Annotated in this window: 10 protein-coding genes and 1 CRISPR repeat array; of the genes, 1 reads left to right on the forward strand and 9 read right to left on the reverse strand. The window is 49.8% G+C overall.

All coding sequences use genetic code 11. The features are described 5' to 3' along the window. Positions 1-5: 5 nt before the first annotated feature. The 3 genes from KEF85_RS04480 to KEF85_RS04490 all read right to left on the reverse strand — a co-directional run bounded on the left by KEF85_RS04480 (position 6) and on the right by KEF85_RS04490 (position 5,387). Positions 6-1,037, reverse strand: a complete 1,032-nt coding sequence (locus KEF85_RS04480) for an agmatine deiminase family protein (protein WP_215583521.1) — start codon at positions 1,035-1,037, stop codon at positions 6-8. Between the two features lie 534 nt (positions 1,038-1,571). Beyond that, positions 1,572-3,572, reverse strand: a complete 2,001-nt coding sequence (locus KEF85_RS04485; protein ID WP_215583522.1) for an Ig domain-containing protein — start codon at positions 3,570-3,572, stop codon at positions 1,572-1,574. A gap of 655 nt (positions 3,573-4,227) precedes the next feature. After that, a protein-coding gene (locus KEF85_RS04490; RefSeq protein WP_215583523.1) for an IS3 family transposase occupies positions 4,228-5,387 on the reverse strand; the annotation gives its coding sequence in 2 pieces (ribosomal slippage) (positions 4,228-5,117 and positions 5,117-5,387; 1,161 coding nt in all). A gap of 543 nt (positions 5,388-5,930) precedes the next feature. Then, positions 5,931-10,880: direct repeats of the CRISPR family, unit length 28 nt; unit sequence TTTCTAAACCGCCTGAGCGGCGGTGAAC. Positions 10,881-11,295: 415 nt separating this feature from the next. Between KEF85_RS04490 and KEF85_RS04495 the strand changes: the two genes are divergently transcribed. Then, on the forward strand, positions 11,296-11,685 hold the full coding sequence (locus tag KEF85_RS04495; protein WP_215583524.1) for a type II toxin-antitoxin system death-on-curing family toxin: 390 nt from the start codon (positions 11,296-11,298) through the stop codon (positions 11,683-11,685). Positions 11,686-11,761: 76 nt separating this feature from the next. Here KEF85_RS04495 and KEF85_RS04500 read toward each other — a convergent pair whose 3' ends face one another. The 6 genes from KEF85_RS04500 to KEF85_RS04525 all read right to left on the reverse strand — a co-directional run bounded on the left by KEF85_RS04500 (position 11,762) and on the right by KEF85_RS04525 (position 20,058). Next, positions 11,762-12,400: a type I-F CRISPR-associated endoribonuclease Cas6/Csy4 gene (locus KEF85_RS04500; protein ID WP_215583525.1), complete on the reverse strand. Its 639-nt coding sequence runs from the start codon at positions 12,398-12,400 to the stop codon at positions 11,762-11,764. Further along, positions 12,400-13,572: a type I-F CRISPR-associated protein Csy3 gene (gene csy3, locus KEF85_RS04505; RefSeq protein WP_215583526.1), complete on the reverse strand. Its 1,173-nt coding sequence runs from the start codon at positions 13,570-13,572 to the stop codon at positions 12,400-12,402. Before csy3 ends, KEF85_RS04500 begins: the two co-directional genes overlap by 1 nt. A gap of 25 nt (positions 13,573-13,597) precedes the next feature. Next, entirely contained in the window at positions 13,598-14,506 is a 909-nt protein-coding gene (locus KEF85_RS04510) for a type I-F CRISPR-associated protein Csy2 (RefSeq protein WP_215583527.1), read from the reverse strand. A gap of 11 nt (positions 14,507-14,517) precedes the next feature. Further along, positions 14,518-15,933: a hypothetical protein gene (locus KEF85_RS04515; protein ID WP_215583528.1), complete on the reverse strand. Its 1,416-nt coding sequence runs from the start codon at positions 15,931-15,933 to the stop codon at positions 14,518-14,520. Between the two features lie 325 nt (positions 15,934-16,258). Next, complete coding sequence (locus KEF85_RS04520) at positions 16,259-16,399, reverse strand: hypothetical protein (RefSeq protein ID WP_215583529.1); 141 nt, start codon at positions 16,397-16,399, stop codon at positions 16,259-16,261. Positions 16,400-16,464: 65 nt separating this feature from the next. Further along, positions 16,465-20,058 carry an HD domain-containing protein gene (locus KEF85_RS04525; RefSeq protein ID WP_215583530.1) on the reverse strand — a complete coding sequence of 1,198 codons (3,594 nt, stop codon included), beginning with the start codon at positions 20,056-20,058 and terminating at the stop codon, positions 16,465-16,467. Position 20,059 lies beyond the last annotated feature (1 nt).

Consider the following 20,059-nt stretch of genomic DNA (forward strand, 5'->3'; position numbering starts at 1 on the left):
TAAAACTACAGATTTAATTTAACCAGCGCCGGAATTTGCATACTGGCGCAATGCAGACTGCCGTATTGCTGTACCAGCGGCCGGCAAGGCGTAGGAATAATTTCCAAACCGGGGAACACCCCCGCCAGACGCTCCAGCGCCACCGCATCCTTAGGGTCATCATAAACCGGCACCATCACCGCGCCGTTAATAATCAAAAAATTAGCGTAATTGGCAGGTAAAGGCCGGCCATCTTCGTCCGCTATGGGTTCCGGCAAAGGCAACGCCACCAGCTGGTAAGGATCGCCATTTTGCTGGGTAAAACTTTGTAACTGGGCCTCCATGTTTTTCAAACCGGCATAATGCGGGTCTTCCGGATTATCGCAACTGCTGTAAGCAATCGTCTGAGCATCAACAAAACGCGCCAGAGTATCAATATGGGCATCGGTATCGTCCCCGGCCAAATTATCCTGTTCCACCCATAAAATCCGCTGCACGCCCAGATAATTCTTTAACTCACCGGCGATGGCCGCCGCCGACAAATGCGGATTACGGTTAGGATTAAACAAACAGTTCTTAGTGGTTAACAAAGTACCCTGACCATCAGATTCAATACTGCCGCCTTCCAGCACCAGATCCAAGGTGGCAGTAGGGTGGCCGGCAAAAATCGGATGGGCGAACAACTGCAGATTCAGCGCATTATCAGCTTCATGGGCATATTTATTACCCCAGCCGTTAAACCGAAAGTTCAACAATTGAGTATGGACCTTAGGATGTTGCCATTCCAGACTTAAAAACACCGTATCGCGCAACCAGATATCATTATAAGTAGTCTGAATAAAATGCAGATTAGTCACCCCAGACAGTTGGGCCTGAATATGCGCCTGATGTTCGCCATCCCGGCATAAAATCAGCAAAGGCTCAAAGCGGGTAATCGTAGTAGCAATAAAATGGTAAGTATCTTCCACCGCAGACAAATTACTAAAGTCGCCGCTGGCATGGGGCCAGGCAATAATAACAGCAGATTGCGGTTCCCATTCGGCTGGAAAACGGATCATGAACAACTCCAATAGCTCAACAAAATAGGCTTATTGTATCAATGCCGGTCGCTGAAAGGGGATAGCGGTGAAAATTTTGCTCCGGCAGGCCGGTGCTAGACCCTCATTAGAGGATAGGGTGGCTTCGCCGCTAGCCGAGCCACTCGCTATCACGACTCGCTTGAGCACGAAGTGAAAACATCCTACTAGTTCACCAATCATATTTTGCCGGATACGGCGTAGGATGTGCTGAACGAAGTCATGCGCATCAGTTGAAGCTAACTACTTGCTTAAAAAAGTAATCATACAAAGTTACACTGAATAACTACCAAGCTTCTAAATAGATAAGGCCAGAAACGATATAGGTCAGATCACAAAAAAAAGGGGAGACTTTCGTCTCCCTAATCTCTAAAACAATAAACAGTGTTTCAAAGCTATCATTACTGGTTATAGGCTGTGCTAAACCCAGTGCAGCGCATCATTCGAAGCCAAGTAATTGTTAACCAGAATCATACAAAGTTACACAAAGTCATTACCACTGTTTATAAACTATCATCATGGCTTAATCAGCAAGCTCGAAGTAAAGTACACTTTTTGACCATTGCTGTCGGTAACCGAGAAGCCTACGCTATAGGTACCTGCTTTGGTCGGGGTACCGCTGATTTTGCCGGCACTAAATATCAAACCGGCCGGCAGATTGGCAACCGCAATGGTATAAGGTTTTATCCCCCCGGTTGGTGCCACGCTCACAGCTGGATAGCTGTGATTCACCTGTCCGTTAGCCAGAGTGATGGCCGGTAAGGTCAAACCTTGCGCCAAGGTCAATTTACTTGCCACACAGAAGGTATGTGCCTGATCCAAAGTGCCGGTAAAGCTGGCCAGATTGCCCGGTTTAAAAGCCGTTGCTGCTGTCAAAGGACTATTGATGGTGGTGGCATTAGCCGCAGGGATGATGACACTTTCCCCGCCATTTGCCACACCGCCGTCGATATCAATCCAGACCGGCGCGCGAGCCGTAACATTATTGATAATTTTATTGCTGGCGGCGCACGTGGTACCCACCACCAGATTAGCGTTGGCTACTTGCGAATAACCCAGCGAGTCTTTGGCAGTTACGGTTAACGGATAGGTACCCAGTTTGGTCGGCTTACCGCTTAAGGTATTGCCGCTCAACTTCAGGCCGGCCGGTAAGCTGCCGAAGATACTGTAAGTAATGGCACCATAGCCGCCTTTAGAGCTAAAAGTCTGGCTAAATGGCCAGTTAATCGCCGCCGGATTAAAACTTAAATTAAACACGATAGGCGCATCGGCAACTTGCAACTGGGTTTTTCCAGTGGTGCTGGTGCCGTTGACTTTATCGGTGACAGTAATAGTCAACGCATAAGTCCCTACCGTGGTTGGCGTGCCAACGATAGTATTGCTCAAAGTGTTAAAACTTAAACCTGCCGGCAAACCGGTTACCGTAAAACTCAGGCTGTCGCCGGCATTGCCTGGCGTGGCAGTAATAAGCTGGCTATAAGGTGTACCCACCACTGCACCGGCAATACTGGCATTCAGGCTGGGTGCCACAGGAATCGGCGGTGCAGCAGGTATTTTGCCGTCAAAATTGATACCCGCATTTTGGGCGACAATAAACTGGCCTAAATCACCCGCACTAGGGCCACTGGCGCCGGGGGTGTCACCGTTCGGCCCAACCAATGCTTCATTGGTGGCCGGATCGCGCTGACCGGTGTATTTATAAAATTCAAAACGATACACCACACCCGTGGCGCCTGGGTCCAGTGCTACACCGGTCAAATCAATTTGACCGGAACCGGGAGCGCCGGAGTCAACCTGCAATAATTGCCATTCCAATTGAGTCTGGGTGTTGGCTTTTTTGATAATAGCGTTTTCGGCCACTAAATCTTCAACAGCGACATTTTTCAAAGTGCCGGTAGCGGTTACTTTAACCCAGCGTGGCTCACCAAATTCATAGGTATTGGGCTGCGGTGCCACGATCAGTACATTAACCTTAGGTGGCTGCGGTATATTGGCCACCGGCGGCACTGGGGTTACGGTCCACACCGGATTGGGCACAGTCGCTTGTACCGGGGTTAAAGTGCTGGCGCCGGGCGAAGTTTCCACCAGCCAGGAATAAGTGACATTAGGCGTCGATACTGAAGTACTAACCCCAAAATGGTCGCAAGGGTAAAGCGGGCCATAGGCCTTTGCACCCAGCGGCCAGCAACTGTCTGATGGACTGACCGGCAAACCGCCGGACGGAGTGCCTGCCGACCAACTGCCGTTATAAGTGGCTTCATAGACAATTTTAACCCCGGTACCGGTATCGGTCACAGTGGGATTGCCATAGCGCTCCATATTGGGCCAGCGATTGGCGGCGCCAAACAAAGAAGTGATGTCGCTGGAATGGATACCTTCGATATCAATTTCAAAACCATGCGCGGTTTTGCCGGTATCATTGACCACATCAAAATTGGCCAACGAGCCGAACACCTGGGCATAAGCCGGCGCTGCCATACTGGCTAGCAGCAAAAGTAAGGATGAACGTTTTGTCATGTAACTAACCTCTATTATTATAAAAAAAATGGAATAACACTTGAGTGGTTAGCACTATAAAAGAAAGCCCTGAATAAAAATGTGGCTTTGTTGGCAATTTGCGTATAGCAAAAACTAAACTGTGACACAGCGCACAAAGAAATAAACTGCTAGTTAAACCCACAGCCCAATGAAACGCAGTCCAAAGCAACCCCCGTAGCCTCGATGCAACACAGAGGAATCGAGGAATTCGCAGCGCAACCTAAATCAAACCAGCGTCAGCAGAATTCACCAATGGCCCCCCACCCCTTCAACCAAAATCAGCTATCAACACAAACACAGCCTTAATCAAAGCCACCCGTAGCCTCGATGCAACGCAGAGGAATCGAGGAATTCGCAGCACAACCTCAATCAAACCAGCGTCAGCAGACTTCACCAATACCCCCCACCGCTTCAACCAAAATCAGCTATCAACACAAACACAGCCTTAATCAAAGCCACCCGTAGCCTCGATGCAACGCAGTGGAATCGAGGAATTCGCAGCACAACCTAAATCAAACCAGCGCCAGCAGACTTTGCCAATACCCCCCACCGCTTCAACCAAAATCAGCTATCAACACAAACACAGCCTTAATCAACCGTGTAGTGGTCAAGTTTTTTCGGACACATCATAAGGTCATGCGCGTGCCATTTCCTGTTCGTAGACATTGGGAGGCACGTTGCCCAGTCCGGAATGCAATCGCTGGCTGTTGTAAAAGCAAACGATGTAATCCGTAATATCTTTGACCGCTTCTGGATGATTAGCGTATTGTCGACGCCAGACACGCTCCATTTTCAAATTCAGAAAGAAGCGTTCCATCACACTGTTATCCCAGCAATTACCTTTGCGGCTCATACTACCAATCAAGCCATAATCCTCAATCAGTTGCGTGTATTCGTGACTGGCATATTGGCTGCCTCGATCCGAATGCACAATTAAGCCCGGCTGTGGCTGCCGTTGAATCAAGGCCATTTTTAAGGCGCTGCAGACCAGCTCTGCCGGCATGCTGGGAGCCATCGCCCAGCCCACTATTTTGCGTGAATATAAGTCCAACACCACGGCCAAATAGAGCCAACCTGCCAGGGTACGAATGTATGTTATATCCGCTACCCAGGCCCGGTTGGGTGCCTCAGGCCTGAATTGACGATTCAATACGTTGTCGTATACCGGCAATGGGTGGTTACTGTCTGTGGTATGCACAAATTTACGCTTCCAGACTGTTCTGAGTTGATGCTGACGCATCAGGCTTCGAACCTTATACCGGCCAATCGGTATCCCCTTATTTACCAAGGCTGCCCGTATCCGGCGACTGCCATAGCAACGCCCACTGGCCTCAAATACGCTTGTGAGCTGCACCGCCACCTCGCTCACTGGTTTAACGTCCTGTTCTCGTTTGACCGAAGTGTAGTAACCCGAACGACTCACTTCCAAAACACGGCAACATTGTTTTAGAGAATGCGCCTTCTCTGCTTGTAACGGCTTGATAACTTGATAAGTTACCTCAGCTCCCGGGCAAAGAAGGCGGAGGCCTTTTTTAGTAGATCGTTGTCCGATTTCAGTTGCCGAACCTCGGCCTCCAATTGACGAATCCTTTGCTGTTCTGGGGTTAACGGTTTACCTATACCTGGCAGACCTGATTGCTCTGCCTTAAATTGTTGCAACCAGCGCCGAACCATACTCTCGCCAAGACGCATATCTTGGCACACTTGGCTGATGCTTAGGCCCTGGGTGGTAATCATATTGACAACTTGGAGTTTGAACGCTGCATCGTAGCTGCGACGTGGTTTCTTACTCATGGATAATCCTGCTGTTTTGATAAAGTTATTTTAACAACCTATCAATGTGTCCGTTTTTATTAGACCACTACACCGTAGCCTCGATGCAACGCAGTGGAATCGAGGAATTCGCAGCGCAACCTAAATCAAACCAGCGCCAGTAGACTTCACCAATGCCCACCACCCCTTCAACCAAAATCAGCTATCAACACAAACACAGCCTTAATCAAAGCCACCCGTAGCCTCGATGCAACGCAGTGGAATCGAGGAATTCGCAGCGCAACCTAAATCAAACCAGCGTCAGCAGAATTCACCAATACCCACCACCGCTTCAACCAAAATCAACTGCAAACACCAACATAACCTTAATCAAAACGACCGCCAGTAGGGTGGCTTAGCCGCCAGGCAAGCCACCAAAACTTCGCGAGTGCAGAGTGTTTAGCTATCGCAAAACACCCAGCACCATCGCGACCCGTAGCCTCGATGCAACGCAGTGGAATCGAGGAATTCGCAGCGTAGCCTTTATCAAAGGTTGCTCGCTCTTGATTGTATGTTGAACAAATCTTTCTAAACTGCCTGAGCGGCGGTGAACTTTTGCGGAACGCCATCACGGCGACCACTATGTTTCTAAACCGCCTGAGCGGCGGTGAACGCGATTGAGGGTGGCGCAGTAGATTTGGTTCATTTCTAAACCGCCTGAGCGGCGGTGAACTCGTTAAATCCACCGTTCATTTGGGCGAGATATTTCTAAACCGCCTGAGCGGCGGTGAACAGAGACTGAGGTTTTGGATTTGTTGGCCTTGGTTTCTAAACCGCCTGAGCGGCAGTGAACTCATCCGCCAACCGCTCCGCCATCGCCTCGATTTTCTAAACCGCCTGAGCGGCGGTGAACTAAATATCAATGCGGTAAATTTTGTAACAATTTTTCTAAACCGCCTGAGCGGCGGTGAACGCCGCCTGACAACACATCGAGCGCATCGTTTTTTTCTAAACCGCCTGAGCGGCGGTGAACCGGCAATTAAGGAGCAAGACATGTTAACCATTTTTCTAAACCGCCTGAGCGGCGGTGAACCCTTGAGAAAATGAATCCCCAGTGTGCAACCATTTCTAAACCGCCTGAGCGGCGGTGAACCCGCGTGGCTACCGCGCATCATCCCAGCCAACTTTCTAAACCGCCTGAGCGGCGGTGAACATACCGTTAATGGTCAGTCTGCGGTAACGAGTTTTCTAAACCGCCTGAGCGGCGGTGAACGAGCAATTAGGCCATTTATGCTGCCGATTGATTTTCTAAACCGCCTGAGCGGCGGTGAACTTAAGAAAGCCGGCTCAATTGGAGAAAAATTATTTCTAAACCGCCTGAGCGGCGGTGAACAATGCCTATCAAGTATTGCATGGCATGTATGATTTCTAAACCGCCTGAGCGGCGGTGAACGTGCAGCCGTACATGAATGCCAATGACGCAACTTTCTAAACCGCCTGAGCGGCGGTGAACTTAGAGGGTTAATGGCGCCATCAGAGATTATTTTTCTAAACCGCCTGAGCGGCGGTGAACTCAACATGATGCGCCATTTCCAGAATAGCGAATTTCTAAACCGCCTGAGCGGCGGTGAACATAGCGGCAGCTGCCACGGTAGCGGGATCTGCTTTCTAAACCGCCTGAGCGGCGGTGAACTCTTCATCCGCGCCTGTATACATTGCTAATGTTTTCTAAACCGCCTGAGCGGCGGTGAACTTGAAATGCCAAGAACCCGTGAACCCCTAATTTTTCTAAACCGCCTGAGCGGCGGTGAACGATGTGGAGCTGGATTTGCGTGTTCTGTTGGATTTCTAAACCGCCTGAGCGGCGGTGAACGACAAAATTGCAAGATACGAGCGCGGTGGTGATTTCTAAACCGCCTGAGCGGCGGTGAACCTAACGCAGCGGGGGAAAACGTGCCCACGGTTTTTCTAAACCGCCTGAGCGGCGGTGAACCCCAAACCACCAAAACATCACATTATCTACCTTTTCTAAACCGCCTGAGCGGCGGTGAACTTTACGTTAATATTTTGATATCGAATATCCATTTTCTAAACCGCCTGAGCGGCGGTGAACGCGTGTGAGCTGCTGGACGAGATTGGCCAACATTTCTAAACCGCCTGAGCGGCGGTGAACCTCTCCCTCCCGTTATTGAGATTCCAGACCGTTTTCTAAACCGCCTGAGCGGCGGTGAACTTGATGACGGATAATGGGTGGATTGCGCTTGATTTCTAAACCGCCTGAGCGGCGGTGAACGTTGAGGCGTGTTATATGGCCATTGGTAAACCTTTCTAAACCGCCTGAGCGGCGGTGAACGGGGTGACAGTGCACAAACAGGAACTGTGGTTTTTCTAAACCGCCTGAGCGGCGGTGAACATACGAATACGCCTACAATTTGGATTGATGGTTTTCTAAACCGCCTGAGCGGCGGTGAACTGTTTAATAGCGTGGGAGACATCGTATCTGGTTTTCTAAACCGCCTGAGCGGCGGTGAACTGTCCTACTCAGGTGTCTCGCTTTTTTTAGGTTTTCTAAACCGCCTGAGCGGCGGTGAACGCTACCCCTGAAGGCCGCCGGTTTGTGCGGCGTTTCTAAACCGCCTGAGCGGCGGTGAACCTACGTATCCGGCGTTGTTTTTGCTGGATGATTTTCTAAACCGCCTGAGCGGCGGTGAACATTGACGCCGCCCTAATTGTGCCTCTCCCTCCTTTCTAAACCGCCTGAGCGGCGGTGAACGGCCGGGCCTGGCTTGATCGGCATTTTGACCATTTCTAAACCGCCTGAGCGGCGGTGAACACTATTTGCTAGCGATTGCGTTAGCGCCTGCTTTTCTAAACCGCCTGAGCGGCGGTGAACAAAAAGAGGATTATAGCCGAACAAATAAATTTTTTCTAAACCGCCTGAGCGGCGGTGAACGTGATGATTGATTTTTTTTGCGCAGTGAGTTGTTTCTAAACCGCCTGAGCGGCGGTGAACATTATTTATTTGCAAACTGACGCGCCTAAATGTTTCTAAACCGCCTGAGCGGCGGTGAACACTATTTGCTAGAGATTGCGTTAATGCTTGCTTTTCTAAACCGCCTGAGCGGCGGTGAACATAGCTGATAAACCGTTGTACGACTGCGTCCATTTCTAAACCGCCTGAGCGGCGGTGAACGTGCCATTAGGCACAATATTTGCCCCGCTAGCTTTCTAAACCGCCTGAGCGGCGGTGAACTAAATGCCCGGTCTACCTGGCTCTATTTTACGTTTCTAAACCGCCTGAGCGGCGGTGAACCGATAGCCTATACAGCCAAAATCCAGACTATCATTTCTAAACCGCCTGAGCGGCGGTGAACCACCTTAACTAGTCAGGATATAACCGATATTGTTTCTAAACCGCCTGAGCGGCGGTGAACCCATTGAATAATCACCGCCTGGACCGTCATTATTTCTAAACCGCCTGAGCGGCGGTGAACTTGCTCATTGCCGGTGGGCAAGGGGTTGGCAATTTCTAAACCGCCTGAGCGGCGGTGAACAATACTGCACAAAACAAAGAATTTCTCCCAGCGTTTCTAAACCGCCTGAGCGGCGGTGAACTGATCTGCCCGTGGCTGTATGCCGGAGCAGGCTTTCTAAACCGCCTGAGCGGCGGTGAACGTTTCCGCTGTGCTTGCGTCTATACCTGAGTTTTTCTAAACCGCCTGAGCGGCGGTGAACCTGCGCCGCCGGGAATCGGAGCGGCTCCAGAATTTCTAAACCGCCTGAGCGGCGGTGAACCATTGTGCTAATGATCGTCTCGTTGTCGTCTATTTCTAAACCGCCTGAGCGGCGGTGAACGCTATCAGGACATCAATAATATTGACACCATTTTTCTAAACCGCCTGAGCGGCGGTGAACCAATTTCGTAGGTTAATCCCAAACTGAGCGATTTTCTAAACCGCCTGAGCGGCGGTGAACTGCTCTAGTGTCCTGCATAGCATAATCAATATTTTCTAAACCGCCTGAGCGGCGGTGAACAAATCAAATGACATTAGGTTTTTACTCCCAGATTTCTAAACCGCCTGAGCGGCGGTGAACAAAGTAATTTAGGTTCTATTATTCCTAACCAGTTTCTAAACCGCCTGAGCGGCGGTGAACGTCCAACACATTTCTCAACCGCGCGATTATTATTTCTAAACCGCCTGAGCGGCGGTGAACTTTGTCGGAATCGCCGCCATGATTTTTTATTTTTTCTAAACCGCCTGAGCGGCGGTGAACGCGGGTGATGAATCGCAGGTTTTCAACAACGGTTTCTAAACCGCCTGAGCGGCGGTGAACTGATCAGCCACCCACGCGGGAATACTACCACCTTTCTAAACCGCCTGAGCGGCGGTGAACCCGGTTCGGGGCTGGGGTCACTGACTGCCACCTTTCTAAACCGCCTGAGCGGCGGTGAACCAAACGCGCCGGTTTTTGTGTTTGATACTAAATTTCTAAACCGCCTGAGCGGCGGTGAACCCCAGTTATTAGCGCTCAGTCCAGATGTCGATTTTCTAAACCGCCTGAGCGGCGGTGAACCTTGCAAACTGGCGAAGAATTTTTCAGCAAACTTTCTAAACCGCCTGAGCGGCGGTGAACGATCAGTAATTGCTAGGGCACCATTTAATAATTTTCTAAACCGCCTGAGCGGCGGTGAACCATTAAAAATGCTGCTTAATAAAATATAATTTTTTCTAAACCGCCTGAGCGGCGGTGAACACTCAACGAATCGGGGTGGCCCGGTTGTTTAATTTCTAAACCGCCTGAGCGGCGGTGAACGTGGTGTTAAAGGCGAGTACGTCCGCGTTTACTTTCTAAACCGCCTGAGCGGCGGTGAACACTCATTATCTACTCCAGCCCTCAACAGTTATTTTCTAAACCGCCTGAGCGGCGGTGAACTTTCCAACACTGCATTTCTGGCGTGATGGTAATTTCTAAACCGCCTGAGCGGCGGTGAACGAAATGGCGCTATTGTACCGATCAATGACACTTTTCTAAACCGCCTGAGCGGCGGTGAACAAGCTACGTCTGATTGCATTTTTTATAACAACTTTCTAAACCGCCTGAGCGGCGGTGAACTGGCATAGGGCAGTTACTGCCAGGCACAGCGGTTTCTAAACCGCCTGAGCGGCGGTGAACACTCATTATCTACTCCAACCCTCAACAGTTATTTTCTAAACCGCCTGAGCGGCGGTGAACCTATTGCGCCGGTGTCAATACAGGCGCAAACGTTTCTAAACCGCCTGAGCGGCGGTGAACACTATTCAAATTTACAAACGGCTGCTGATTATTTTCTAAACCGCCTGAGCGGCGGTGAACGGCCCGTAGCAATTTGAGCCGCATACAAATTATTTCTAAACCGCCTGAGCGGCGGTGAACTCTACGTCATGAATTCGGCCTCGCCGAAATTGTTTCTAAACCGCCTGAGCGGCGGTGAACATTTCCGGGCAGCCAGCAGATGGCCGGATGACTTTCTAAACCGCCTGAGCGGCGGTGAACCCGATCTGTTATATCCCAGCAGCCACAGTATATAAGAGCTACAGGCTTTTTCACATCAAAAACGAATGTTTTTAGGTTGTTTCTTAACCAATTGATTTGTATTGGTTAATTTTTTCATCAAAAATTATTCCTTTTTACTGCCGGATTTATTTGCCCGATACTGGCAAAATAGAATCAAGGTCACAATATTATTTTTTGCATTCAAGCTTACAACTGTTGGAAATTCCGTAGGCATCGTATTGTCCAAGAAAGTCTTGGATAAACGCCATCTTGCAAAAGGCGATACTGTCTATCTGACTGAATAGCCCGAGGGTTATCGACTAACACCCTACAATCCGGAATTTGAAAAGCAAATGATTGAGGCTAGGCAGATTATGAAAAATCGTCGTGCTGTTTTGCATGAGCTGGCAAAATAGTGCCTGTCATTTGGGTTGAAAAATCTGTAATCCTGGCGTTACACGAAGAGCATTTGGCAGAACATGGTGGGGCAAGTGGCATACTTGACCAGAGCATGTTGGAGTCTGCATTGTCTCAACCAAAAAATAAAATTGCTTACCAATCTACCGATATTGCCGATCTTGCTGCTGCCTATGGCTATAGTATTATCACTAATCATCCTTTTTTTGATGGCAACAAAAGAACAGCATTTACAACAATGGAGCTGTTCCTGGCTCTAAATGGACAGGAATTGCTGGCCGATGATGCCTCATGCGTTATCACCGTATTAAAATTGGCTGAAGGCAGTCAGCCCGAAAATGAATGTGCCAGTTGGATAAGAACCAATATCAAACCGGCTGGTTCTTAAGGTGCAGCGGACAAATGGCAAAGCCATACTTAGACCAACCAGGTGGGTACACCATGATACCCACCTGTACTTGCGTTTAAAAATATGGCAGCCAGCCGTTGGTAGTAAGACCCCAACTATTAATGCGCAAAACTTGCTCAGGTGAGTTAGTGCTTGCCAATTTTTCAACTACCGGAAACGTTACCACATGAGTTTCCCTGGGGATTTTTAAATAGATATAGGACAGGTGCTGGTTTTTGGGTTTGGGTAGCTCTGTGAGTGACACACTTGCTTCGGCGCTGGCGCGCTTGGTTTCCAAAAAGGCCTGATGGCGTTTCTGATAACTGGCGCTCTTGGTTTTTTCTTTATGGTGATAACGCCGATAAGCCACCCATGAGCTTGCATTTTCCGGTGCCGGGATAATTTTGCCGGGATCGGCCCGACCTTCCAGCATCAGGCTGTGCATTAGTTTATGGGTGTTAAGCATCGTCAACAAGGCTTGCGGGCCAAACACCCGCAAGATGGGGCCGGTTGTGCCGTTGCTTAGGGTGCGGTTTGCCGAGATAGTTGGAGCTTGCCAGCGCGGAAAGGCAATTGCCAGGGGATAACCGCCTGGGGCTTCAGCGCTGCCATGTGCACGGTTGATGCCGTGCAGTACCGCCAACAACCGTGAGGTGGCATCGCTGATGCCGTCTGGCTCGGCCCCCTGAAACAGCAGGATGTCGGTGTAGTACATTATTCGTCACCTTCTACGACATTTTGAGTTTTGGCCTTTTTGCCTTCGCCGCCCAATACACCGCCGCGCACGATTATCGACATAAAGAAATAATCATCGCCGGTCAATTGTGGGTTTTTTTGCAGGCGTATCAGTTCCTTGTCCAGTTTGTCGATAATGTTGTAAAAATGGCGGGCTTTTTTATTGTCTCTATACACTATGCTTTCGGTGGTTACCACGCCGTAGGGTTCGGCGGCTATGGCGCGGTTGTCGCCTAAATCGGCATCGTACCAGGTGTCTATGGTGCGGATGGCGTTGCCGATTTTTTGCTCGTGGAGTATGGCCTGGTATTGATCGGTATTGATGCGGCGTTTGGCCAGAATTTTGCTGATTTCACGGCCTTCGCTATCTTTGTCTTTGTTGGTGGCAAATTCCTGGCTGGGGTAGACGGTCGCCCCGCCGCCGATAACGGCTTTGGCGCTTAAATTGACACGTAAACCCTGTTTCCAGGCGTCGGCGCCCTGGGCGCTAAGCGCGGCGGCAATATGGTCGCGTAATTCTTCAAGCTTGGCGCGTATGCCTGCATCGCCAATGCTGTCGATTTTCAGGCATTCACGTGCAGGGATGCCCAGGGCATCCACAGTAATACTGACCGTTTGCTTGGTATTGCCGGCTTGATAGCTTAAGTTAATACTCAGCTTGCCGTTGTCAGCCTGGGCCACCTGGCTGCGGTTGCGCCACAGCCAGCGCCCGTTCACCATGTTCATGACGTAACGTTCCGCCAATAACTGCCACCCACCTTGCTCGGTAAAGTGTTGGTGATAGGGGGTGTAAGTGGCCATAAAAGCCGGATCGTTGCTCATGCAGGATTGCGCAGTGTTGGCCAAAAAACTGATGTGGCCTTCTACAATTAAGGTATCGTAGCCTATCGGCAAAGTGGCTTTTTCCACGCTTTGCAAATTAGCGTTACGTGGATTTTTTTCGCTTTTTTCGTCGGCGGATTTGCTTAAATGCGTGTTCAGGGTGGCATCGTCCAGAAAATTGCTGATGGTGCCGCGCAAGGCTTCCAGCGTGACCAGTACGGGTAGCTTGTCTGTGGGGTTTTCGCTGCGTTCAGCAAAAAAAGCAAAAATGCCGGGTTCCAATGAACGGGTGAAAGCCAGGGTGGATGGGTGTTTGTATTTTTCGGTCATGGTCGGTTCCTGAGTAAATGATTTATTAAAGTTTGGCTTTTTTGTTTAAATTAACGGCGCAAGCACCATAGATGTGTGTGCTGCGTTCACCTTGCCGCCAGACATAACTACCGTCATTTCTGGGGTTATGATTTTTCCGCACTGACGCCACGCTGCGGAAACGAATCAGACTAAAAACCGGTTCGGCAAAGGCGTGAAGCAAGTTATCCCGCGCTCCTGAGCGGTGTTTGGCGGCTTCCAATAATTGATAACCCACTGCCATTGGCCGGTAATAGCCTCGTTCTGGTAGCCATTCAGGCCGTTCTGGTAGGGTCAGCTGCTTTTTACGCTCTTCGGGCGTTTCATCACCCGCCCAGCGTTGCATGCAGGCGGTGAGAATGGCAAAGCCTTGCGGGCCATCGGTTTGTTGCTGAGCGGCTTCGACTAGACGGCTGGCGTCTTCAAGCAGGTAAAAATAAGACGGTAAACGTTGTAATGCTTGCGCCAGAGCTGTGTTCTGTCCATCATGTTGAAACTCCTTAATGGTAATATCCCGGTGTCCGGATAGCGGCTGAATAACGCCGCCCGCTAGGCGCAAGCCGATCAAGGCCTGGCTGATCAGATCAAGCTCTAAAGTATCGCTATAACTGACATCCAGCATTAGATAAGCATTTAAACTGGTGCGGCGGTCGTCTATGGTGGGATGTTGTACGCCACGGCTGCTGACATCACTGAGTTGACCGGAACGGTAGCGCACGTATTTGGCATGGCCTCGGTGCAACTGGGCTTCGCCGATTACCGGGGCGATGCCGTTTATGCTTATATCTGCGCCCAAACGTAAATTTAACGCGGTTGCCAATCCCACCCAGGCGGTAAGTGGTGGTACGGCGCTTAAAAATACCCCATCCGATAAGGCATTAGCTTGGGCGATGCCAAGCTCGCCGATCACTAACATGCAACGGCTGCTCATAAGCTCAACTCCCCCTGTATGGATGCGTTTAGTTGTTGATCAATAATGGCTACTATTTGCTGGTAACGTTCTCCGCCGCCTTTAAAGTCTTGGTTAATGCCTAACCAGGCTTCTGCTATGTGGATGGCAATAGTTTTGATTTGTGCGCGGTTGGCTGTGCCGCTTACCAACTGGAGATGACGATGGGTTTTGGTTATGCCGCTAAAAAAGGCCTGGAATTTAAGTGCTTCTGGATGTTGGCTATCCAGCAGGCTTTTAATTAGTAGTACGTCTTCCAGTAATTCATCCAGCAATTGCCGGATGATATTGGTCAGCCGTTGGGTTAGCTGGTCATTGGTAGGTAAGGTGGAGTGGCTGGCTAATTTGCTGAGGGTTTTGCCTTTCAATGGCTTGGCATTGATCAAATATTGGGGCTGATGGATCAGACGTATCAACCTGTCCGGCGTATCCCGTCGGACTGGCGGCGGCAGGATTTTAGGATGTTGTTGTTTACCGGAAAAATCCATTAGTATCGCCGCGATATTACGGGCGTTGGTGCCACCGTATTCGGCGGCTTCGATATTGAATAATGGACGGTTGCCGATCTGATTTTCTTCGGTATGAACAAGTGCTTCTCTGCGCCATTGTCCCAGCCAGGCCGCCGCCGCCACACTCAGCATGGGCGTAATGCTAATGGTTTGCTCATCGCCTGTAGTTTTAAACAGTAATTGGGCGTGGAGGGGCGATAACTCGGCGGGTAGTTGGCTTGCTTTACTGTGCCATTGTTTAACTATGATTTCGTCCAGACCAATTTGCTGGAGGAAATCAGTTAGCACTGGGTCTTTGTTCAGCAACATGCTGAATACCGATGCCGGTTTGCCGGCGAGATAAAACACAAACTCAAAGAAAAACCGGGCGCCGACTAAAGTGGCATCACCTTCAATTGTGCTGGTAGCCAGGCTGGCGGCGCTGGCGGGAATCACAGACAAATCAGGGCAGGGCGTTTTGGCAAATTTGGGGGCGCCTTCGTTGGCGGGATTGCGCACTTTGGGGATGTGAGTTGCCAGACGAGCTACGGCCTTGTTGAGTAGCGGGGTAATGCGGCTCAGTCGTATGGCATGCCAATAATCGGGTTGCTGGAGTATGTCTAACCAGTCTGTTACGTTATCGGTCTTGTTAACCAGCGCCAGCGCCAGACTCAAGGCAGTGTTCAATTCCTGGTTATCATGCAAATGCAATCTATACTGATCTTGTCCGGCAGCCTGAAATAATTGTTTTTGAAAGGTTTTTGCCAGATCTTTTTCCTTGTTGGCTAGGCCGTGCTGTAGGGCTAGGGTTAAGGCTGCCAGGGTGTTGCCTTGCTGTTGGTATATGGATAGGGCAGGCAAGGCTTTGGGTTGTTCGGATTTGAGTTTTTTGGATGGGCTTGCCATTTAAACACCTCCTGTCATGCAATTTGGGCTGGTCATTTTTTACTCCTTGAATGGGTAAAGCGAAGCAATAGCTTAGAATATCTGCTAGAAGTAAGTCAACTATATTTAAAACATTAATCTGGATTTTTTATTAGTAAGCTGCGCCTAACTATTAAGCGGATAGGTTTCGCTCTCGCTCTACCCATCTTATCTTGTTTATTTTTTGTAACTATTCAGCGTCCAATTATCACTTTAAAAAACAGGCAGTTGTAGGATGTGCTAAACGCAGTGCAGCGCATCATTCGAAGCTAACTACCTATTTAAAAAGGATAATAAAAAATTTACGCTAAATAATTGCGATTTTTTTAGCATTAAAAATCAGACTGAGAGTTACAGTCGCGCTCTGTTGAACGCGACCGGATACCGCCTGAGCGGCGGTGAGTAAAACATCAATCTTTTCTAAATCGCCTAGGCGGCGCTTCTGCATTTTAACTGATTTTGCCGGGGGGCAGGAATGATTGTCCAGGGCGCTATTACCCGGCAGATTTGGTGTTAGTTGGTAGGGCTGCGTGGACAATAACCCAAAGCCCAATGAAAGTAGTAGGCTGGGTTTTGATAGTAATCGAGATCACAAAATAAGGCCTGATACGCTTCGTAAGCCGGTTGCGGGGTTACGGCAAAATGAGCGCGGACATCATTGGCCAGAGCATTAAAAAATATCCTCTCCTCAAGCATTTTGGTTTGCTCAGAACTTACCAGTTCAACCGTGCTATTGTCCGGGCAAAGCCTGTCATCACAGTCCTGCACATAGAATTTTTTAAATAGATTATCCAGATCGGTATAGCAGCAGTAAATGGTAATGGTTTTAGTCAAGCTTTCTCGAAAGCGGTTTAAACAATATTGAGCTTTGGTCAGAGCCAATGCTGGATTGCCCGTGTTTGTTGTTGGCGATAGATAGGCGTTTAGCGATTGTTTGCCAGACTCAGAGTTATCATCATAATGATCGCAAAGTTTCTCATAACCATCGAGATGTTCCAGTGTGCCGATGGGGTTTTCATCATAACTATAAGTAGTTTTATCCGGTGCTAACAAGCATAAGCTGGAATTCAAGCCTTGTTGTTGCCAAAGTTGAATAGGCAAGGCTTGTTTAGCCAAGTCGATACGGTGGGCTTTGCCTTTGCCAAAGTTGATATCCAGATTGGGGAAAAATTCCGGTATTTCACTTAAAACTGGTAGGCAGACTAATCTGTCCTTAGTCTCAATCCCAGGTTTCCCCCACAGAAATACATTGTCTAAGCCAAATGTTTTATATTTGTCAGCATCATACTGTGCTGAAAATGCTCGTAACGGCTGGCTCAGGATTAATATATTAAGTTTATCCCAGGGCTGGGGGCGGTGGCGGCGTACCCGTCCGGCTGCTTGCACTTCGCCGCGCACTGAGCGCGGTTCTAGAATGGCCCAGTCGTAATCGTGGTCGCGCCCGGTTTCTTGTAAAGTGGTGGTAACGACTATGATCATTAAGTCCTGTTTGGTCTTGGTTTTAGTTTGGGCCAGTGCGGCCTGTAATTCGGGCAAGTCCTGCCAGTTTGAGTCGTGTTTGCGATTGTTAAGCTGATTCAGCTTGGCATCCATTAAACCCAGCACCAGACGCGGATGTTTGGCGTGGTAACAGACTACTTGATAGTTGTATGCGTCCTGATGGTTTTGGCGTTCTAATAGCCATCGGCTGTAGCGCCAGGCTTGTTTGGCGGTATTAAAGCGGATAAAACCGATGGAAACGTTGATGTTGTCGATTTTCTGCGCGTTAATTTGGTGGAGTTGGTAACAGCCCTGGAGAATTTCAGCGTAAATTTGGGATTTTAAGTGCCTGGTTTTATCGGTAGCTTGTGCCAGTGGGGTCAGGCGCAAAATATCCAAATGACGGCGTTGTGCCGTAGCTTGAATTTTTATGCAGGTGCGCTTGACGTAATCATTGTAATGCAACATTAATTTGGCCGGAACGTGGGTGTGAAGATCGTGGCATTCAACTTCCAGACCGGGCTGGTTGCCGGCAAAGATCAGTCGGGCGGGAAGCGGGTGGGCTGTGTGGGAGTTAAAGCTGGGTGCGTCCAGTTTGGCTTTTATGCATAAGCCCCGCCACCAGGCGTCAAACAGGCCTTGTACCACATACGGCCCCATTGTGGCTGACATTAATACCACATGGCGACCAGCCAGCCCAACCATGAAACATAGTTTGCCCAGGGTGATCAGATCTTGGGCGCTGTAGTTGTCTATTTCGTCCAGTATCAGATCGGATGTGAAGATGCGTAATGCCATTCGCGCATCACCACCGCTGGTGGCGTGGGTGGCTGGAACCAGATGGTCAACGGTACAGGCGACTATTGGGGTTTCCAGCAATTGCAGGCCGCGTTGGCCTAGCCACTCATGAACAATCTTGAATAAGGCCGGTCGGTCGCGTTTGCCTTGGCAGTCTCCATCTAGGTGGGCGTCCAGGCAATCCAGCCAGGGCATATTGTCGGGATTGAGGGTGTTAATATCTTTCCCGCCTACGCTGTAGCCGTTTTCGTCATCGGCTGTGGTGTTTTCCTTACCATTTTTGGATGCCTCGCTGGATTCGCTGGAATTTTGGGTGTCGTCCAAGACTAGGCCTCCCACTAAGGTGACAAAATCTTCTTGGCTAATCAGCGCTTGTTCGCGTAATGCAGTTGCAGATTGCAGGGTTAGTGAGCGTAAGCCTAAAGCCAACGTATAACGCAAACGCGGTTCACCCTGTTCATCCTTAGGGCTGATGGCTGCCAGCAAGCGCACGCCGGCCAAGGTTTTGCCGCTGCCGGTTTCTGCCAGGATGGCGGCAAATACCGGGCGATTTTCCAGGGTGTGTTGAGCGGCTTCAGCGAGTTTTTGTTGCCAGTAAAAATTGGGGGCTGTAATGGGGATTCGCGCTTGAGACGTTATCTGTAACCCGGCAGAACGGAAATGCCCGGCATTAGCCAGCAGGGTTTTTAGTTTGCGGGTGAGTTTTTCCACGCGCAGCAAATGTTGGGGGAGGGTGTCGCCCCAGTAGGGTTTTTGCTGTTCCTGATAGGTGTTGGCGTAGGCTGGCTGGCTGGGTGAGGCTTTGTCTACCGCCAGTTTGCTGGTATTGCATTGAATGCTGGCTAAGTGGTCGGCGGCAATCAGCAGGGGACGGTTGTAATGTACGTTTGCCAAAATCCAGTCGCCGGTGTTTGTGGTTAAATCGGCGCGTAAGTCTGGGTATTGCTTGAGTAGTGCGCTGATTTTTTCTGCAATGGCGGCAACTTGGGTTTGCCATTTAGGTTCTTGCCAGGGTAGTTGGCTGTTTGCGGCTTGTTGGCTGAGGGTTCGGGTGGCGACTTTGCCGTCTTGCGATGTTGTTTGATTGACGTGTGTGCTTTTTTTAGTGGGGTCTTTGGCGCATACTTCAATTTGGTCATTGCCGGCTGGTAAACGGTGATGGCTTAACACCAGCCAGCTTACCAGACTAAAAATAGGCGCGGTTGCCAGCCATGTCTTGAGTTGTTTGGGGCTGAGATTGGGAAAGTGTGTGGGTTGGTTTTTGGTTTCAAACAGCAGTTCGCCCTCCGGCCACAGCGGATCCGCCTTTGCCAGTTCCGTGAGAAAAACCTGATCATCAGGTGGCTGGCTGGCGGCAAAGCGCTGTTGCAGCATCAAAAAGCCTACCAGATCATGCCGGTATTCTTCATGGTGATATGCGCTTCGCAGTTTGCCCTGAAAGGCCAGTGTGGCTTTGCCGATGTCGTGCAGCAATGCTGCCATGCGTCGGCATAGATATACCAGTTCTGCATAGGGGCCTAGTGGTTCGGTGCTGTATTCTTTGCGGATGTGCGTGGTGCGAAAGGCATAACGGCCTTGGGAATCATAAAAGTCTTTTTGGCCGGCTATCCATTGCAGTTCCAAGCGATTGCGGCTCATGACCCGGTGACAGCTTACAGAGCCGGCTTTACTAACTGTTTTTTTAATTTCCTGATGCAGATCTTTCAGACCTTCTTCGCTGATGTGCCCGGCCCAGACCCGGCTGCCGATTTGCGGCAGATATTTGGCCAGTACCCGTCGGGTACGTTTCCAGGCTTTGCCTTCCGATTCGTTGATTAATACCACTAACATG

Origin of the sequence: Methylomonas paludis (assembly GCF_018734325.1) — a bacterium.
Classification (GTDB): Bacteria; Pseudomonadota; Gammaproteobacteria; order Methylococcales; family Methylomonadaceae; genus Methylomonas; species Methylomonas paludis.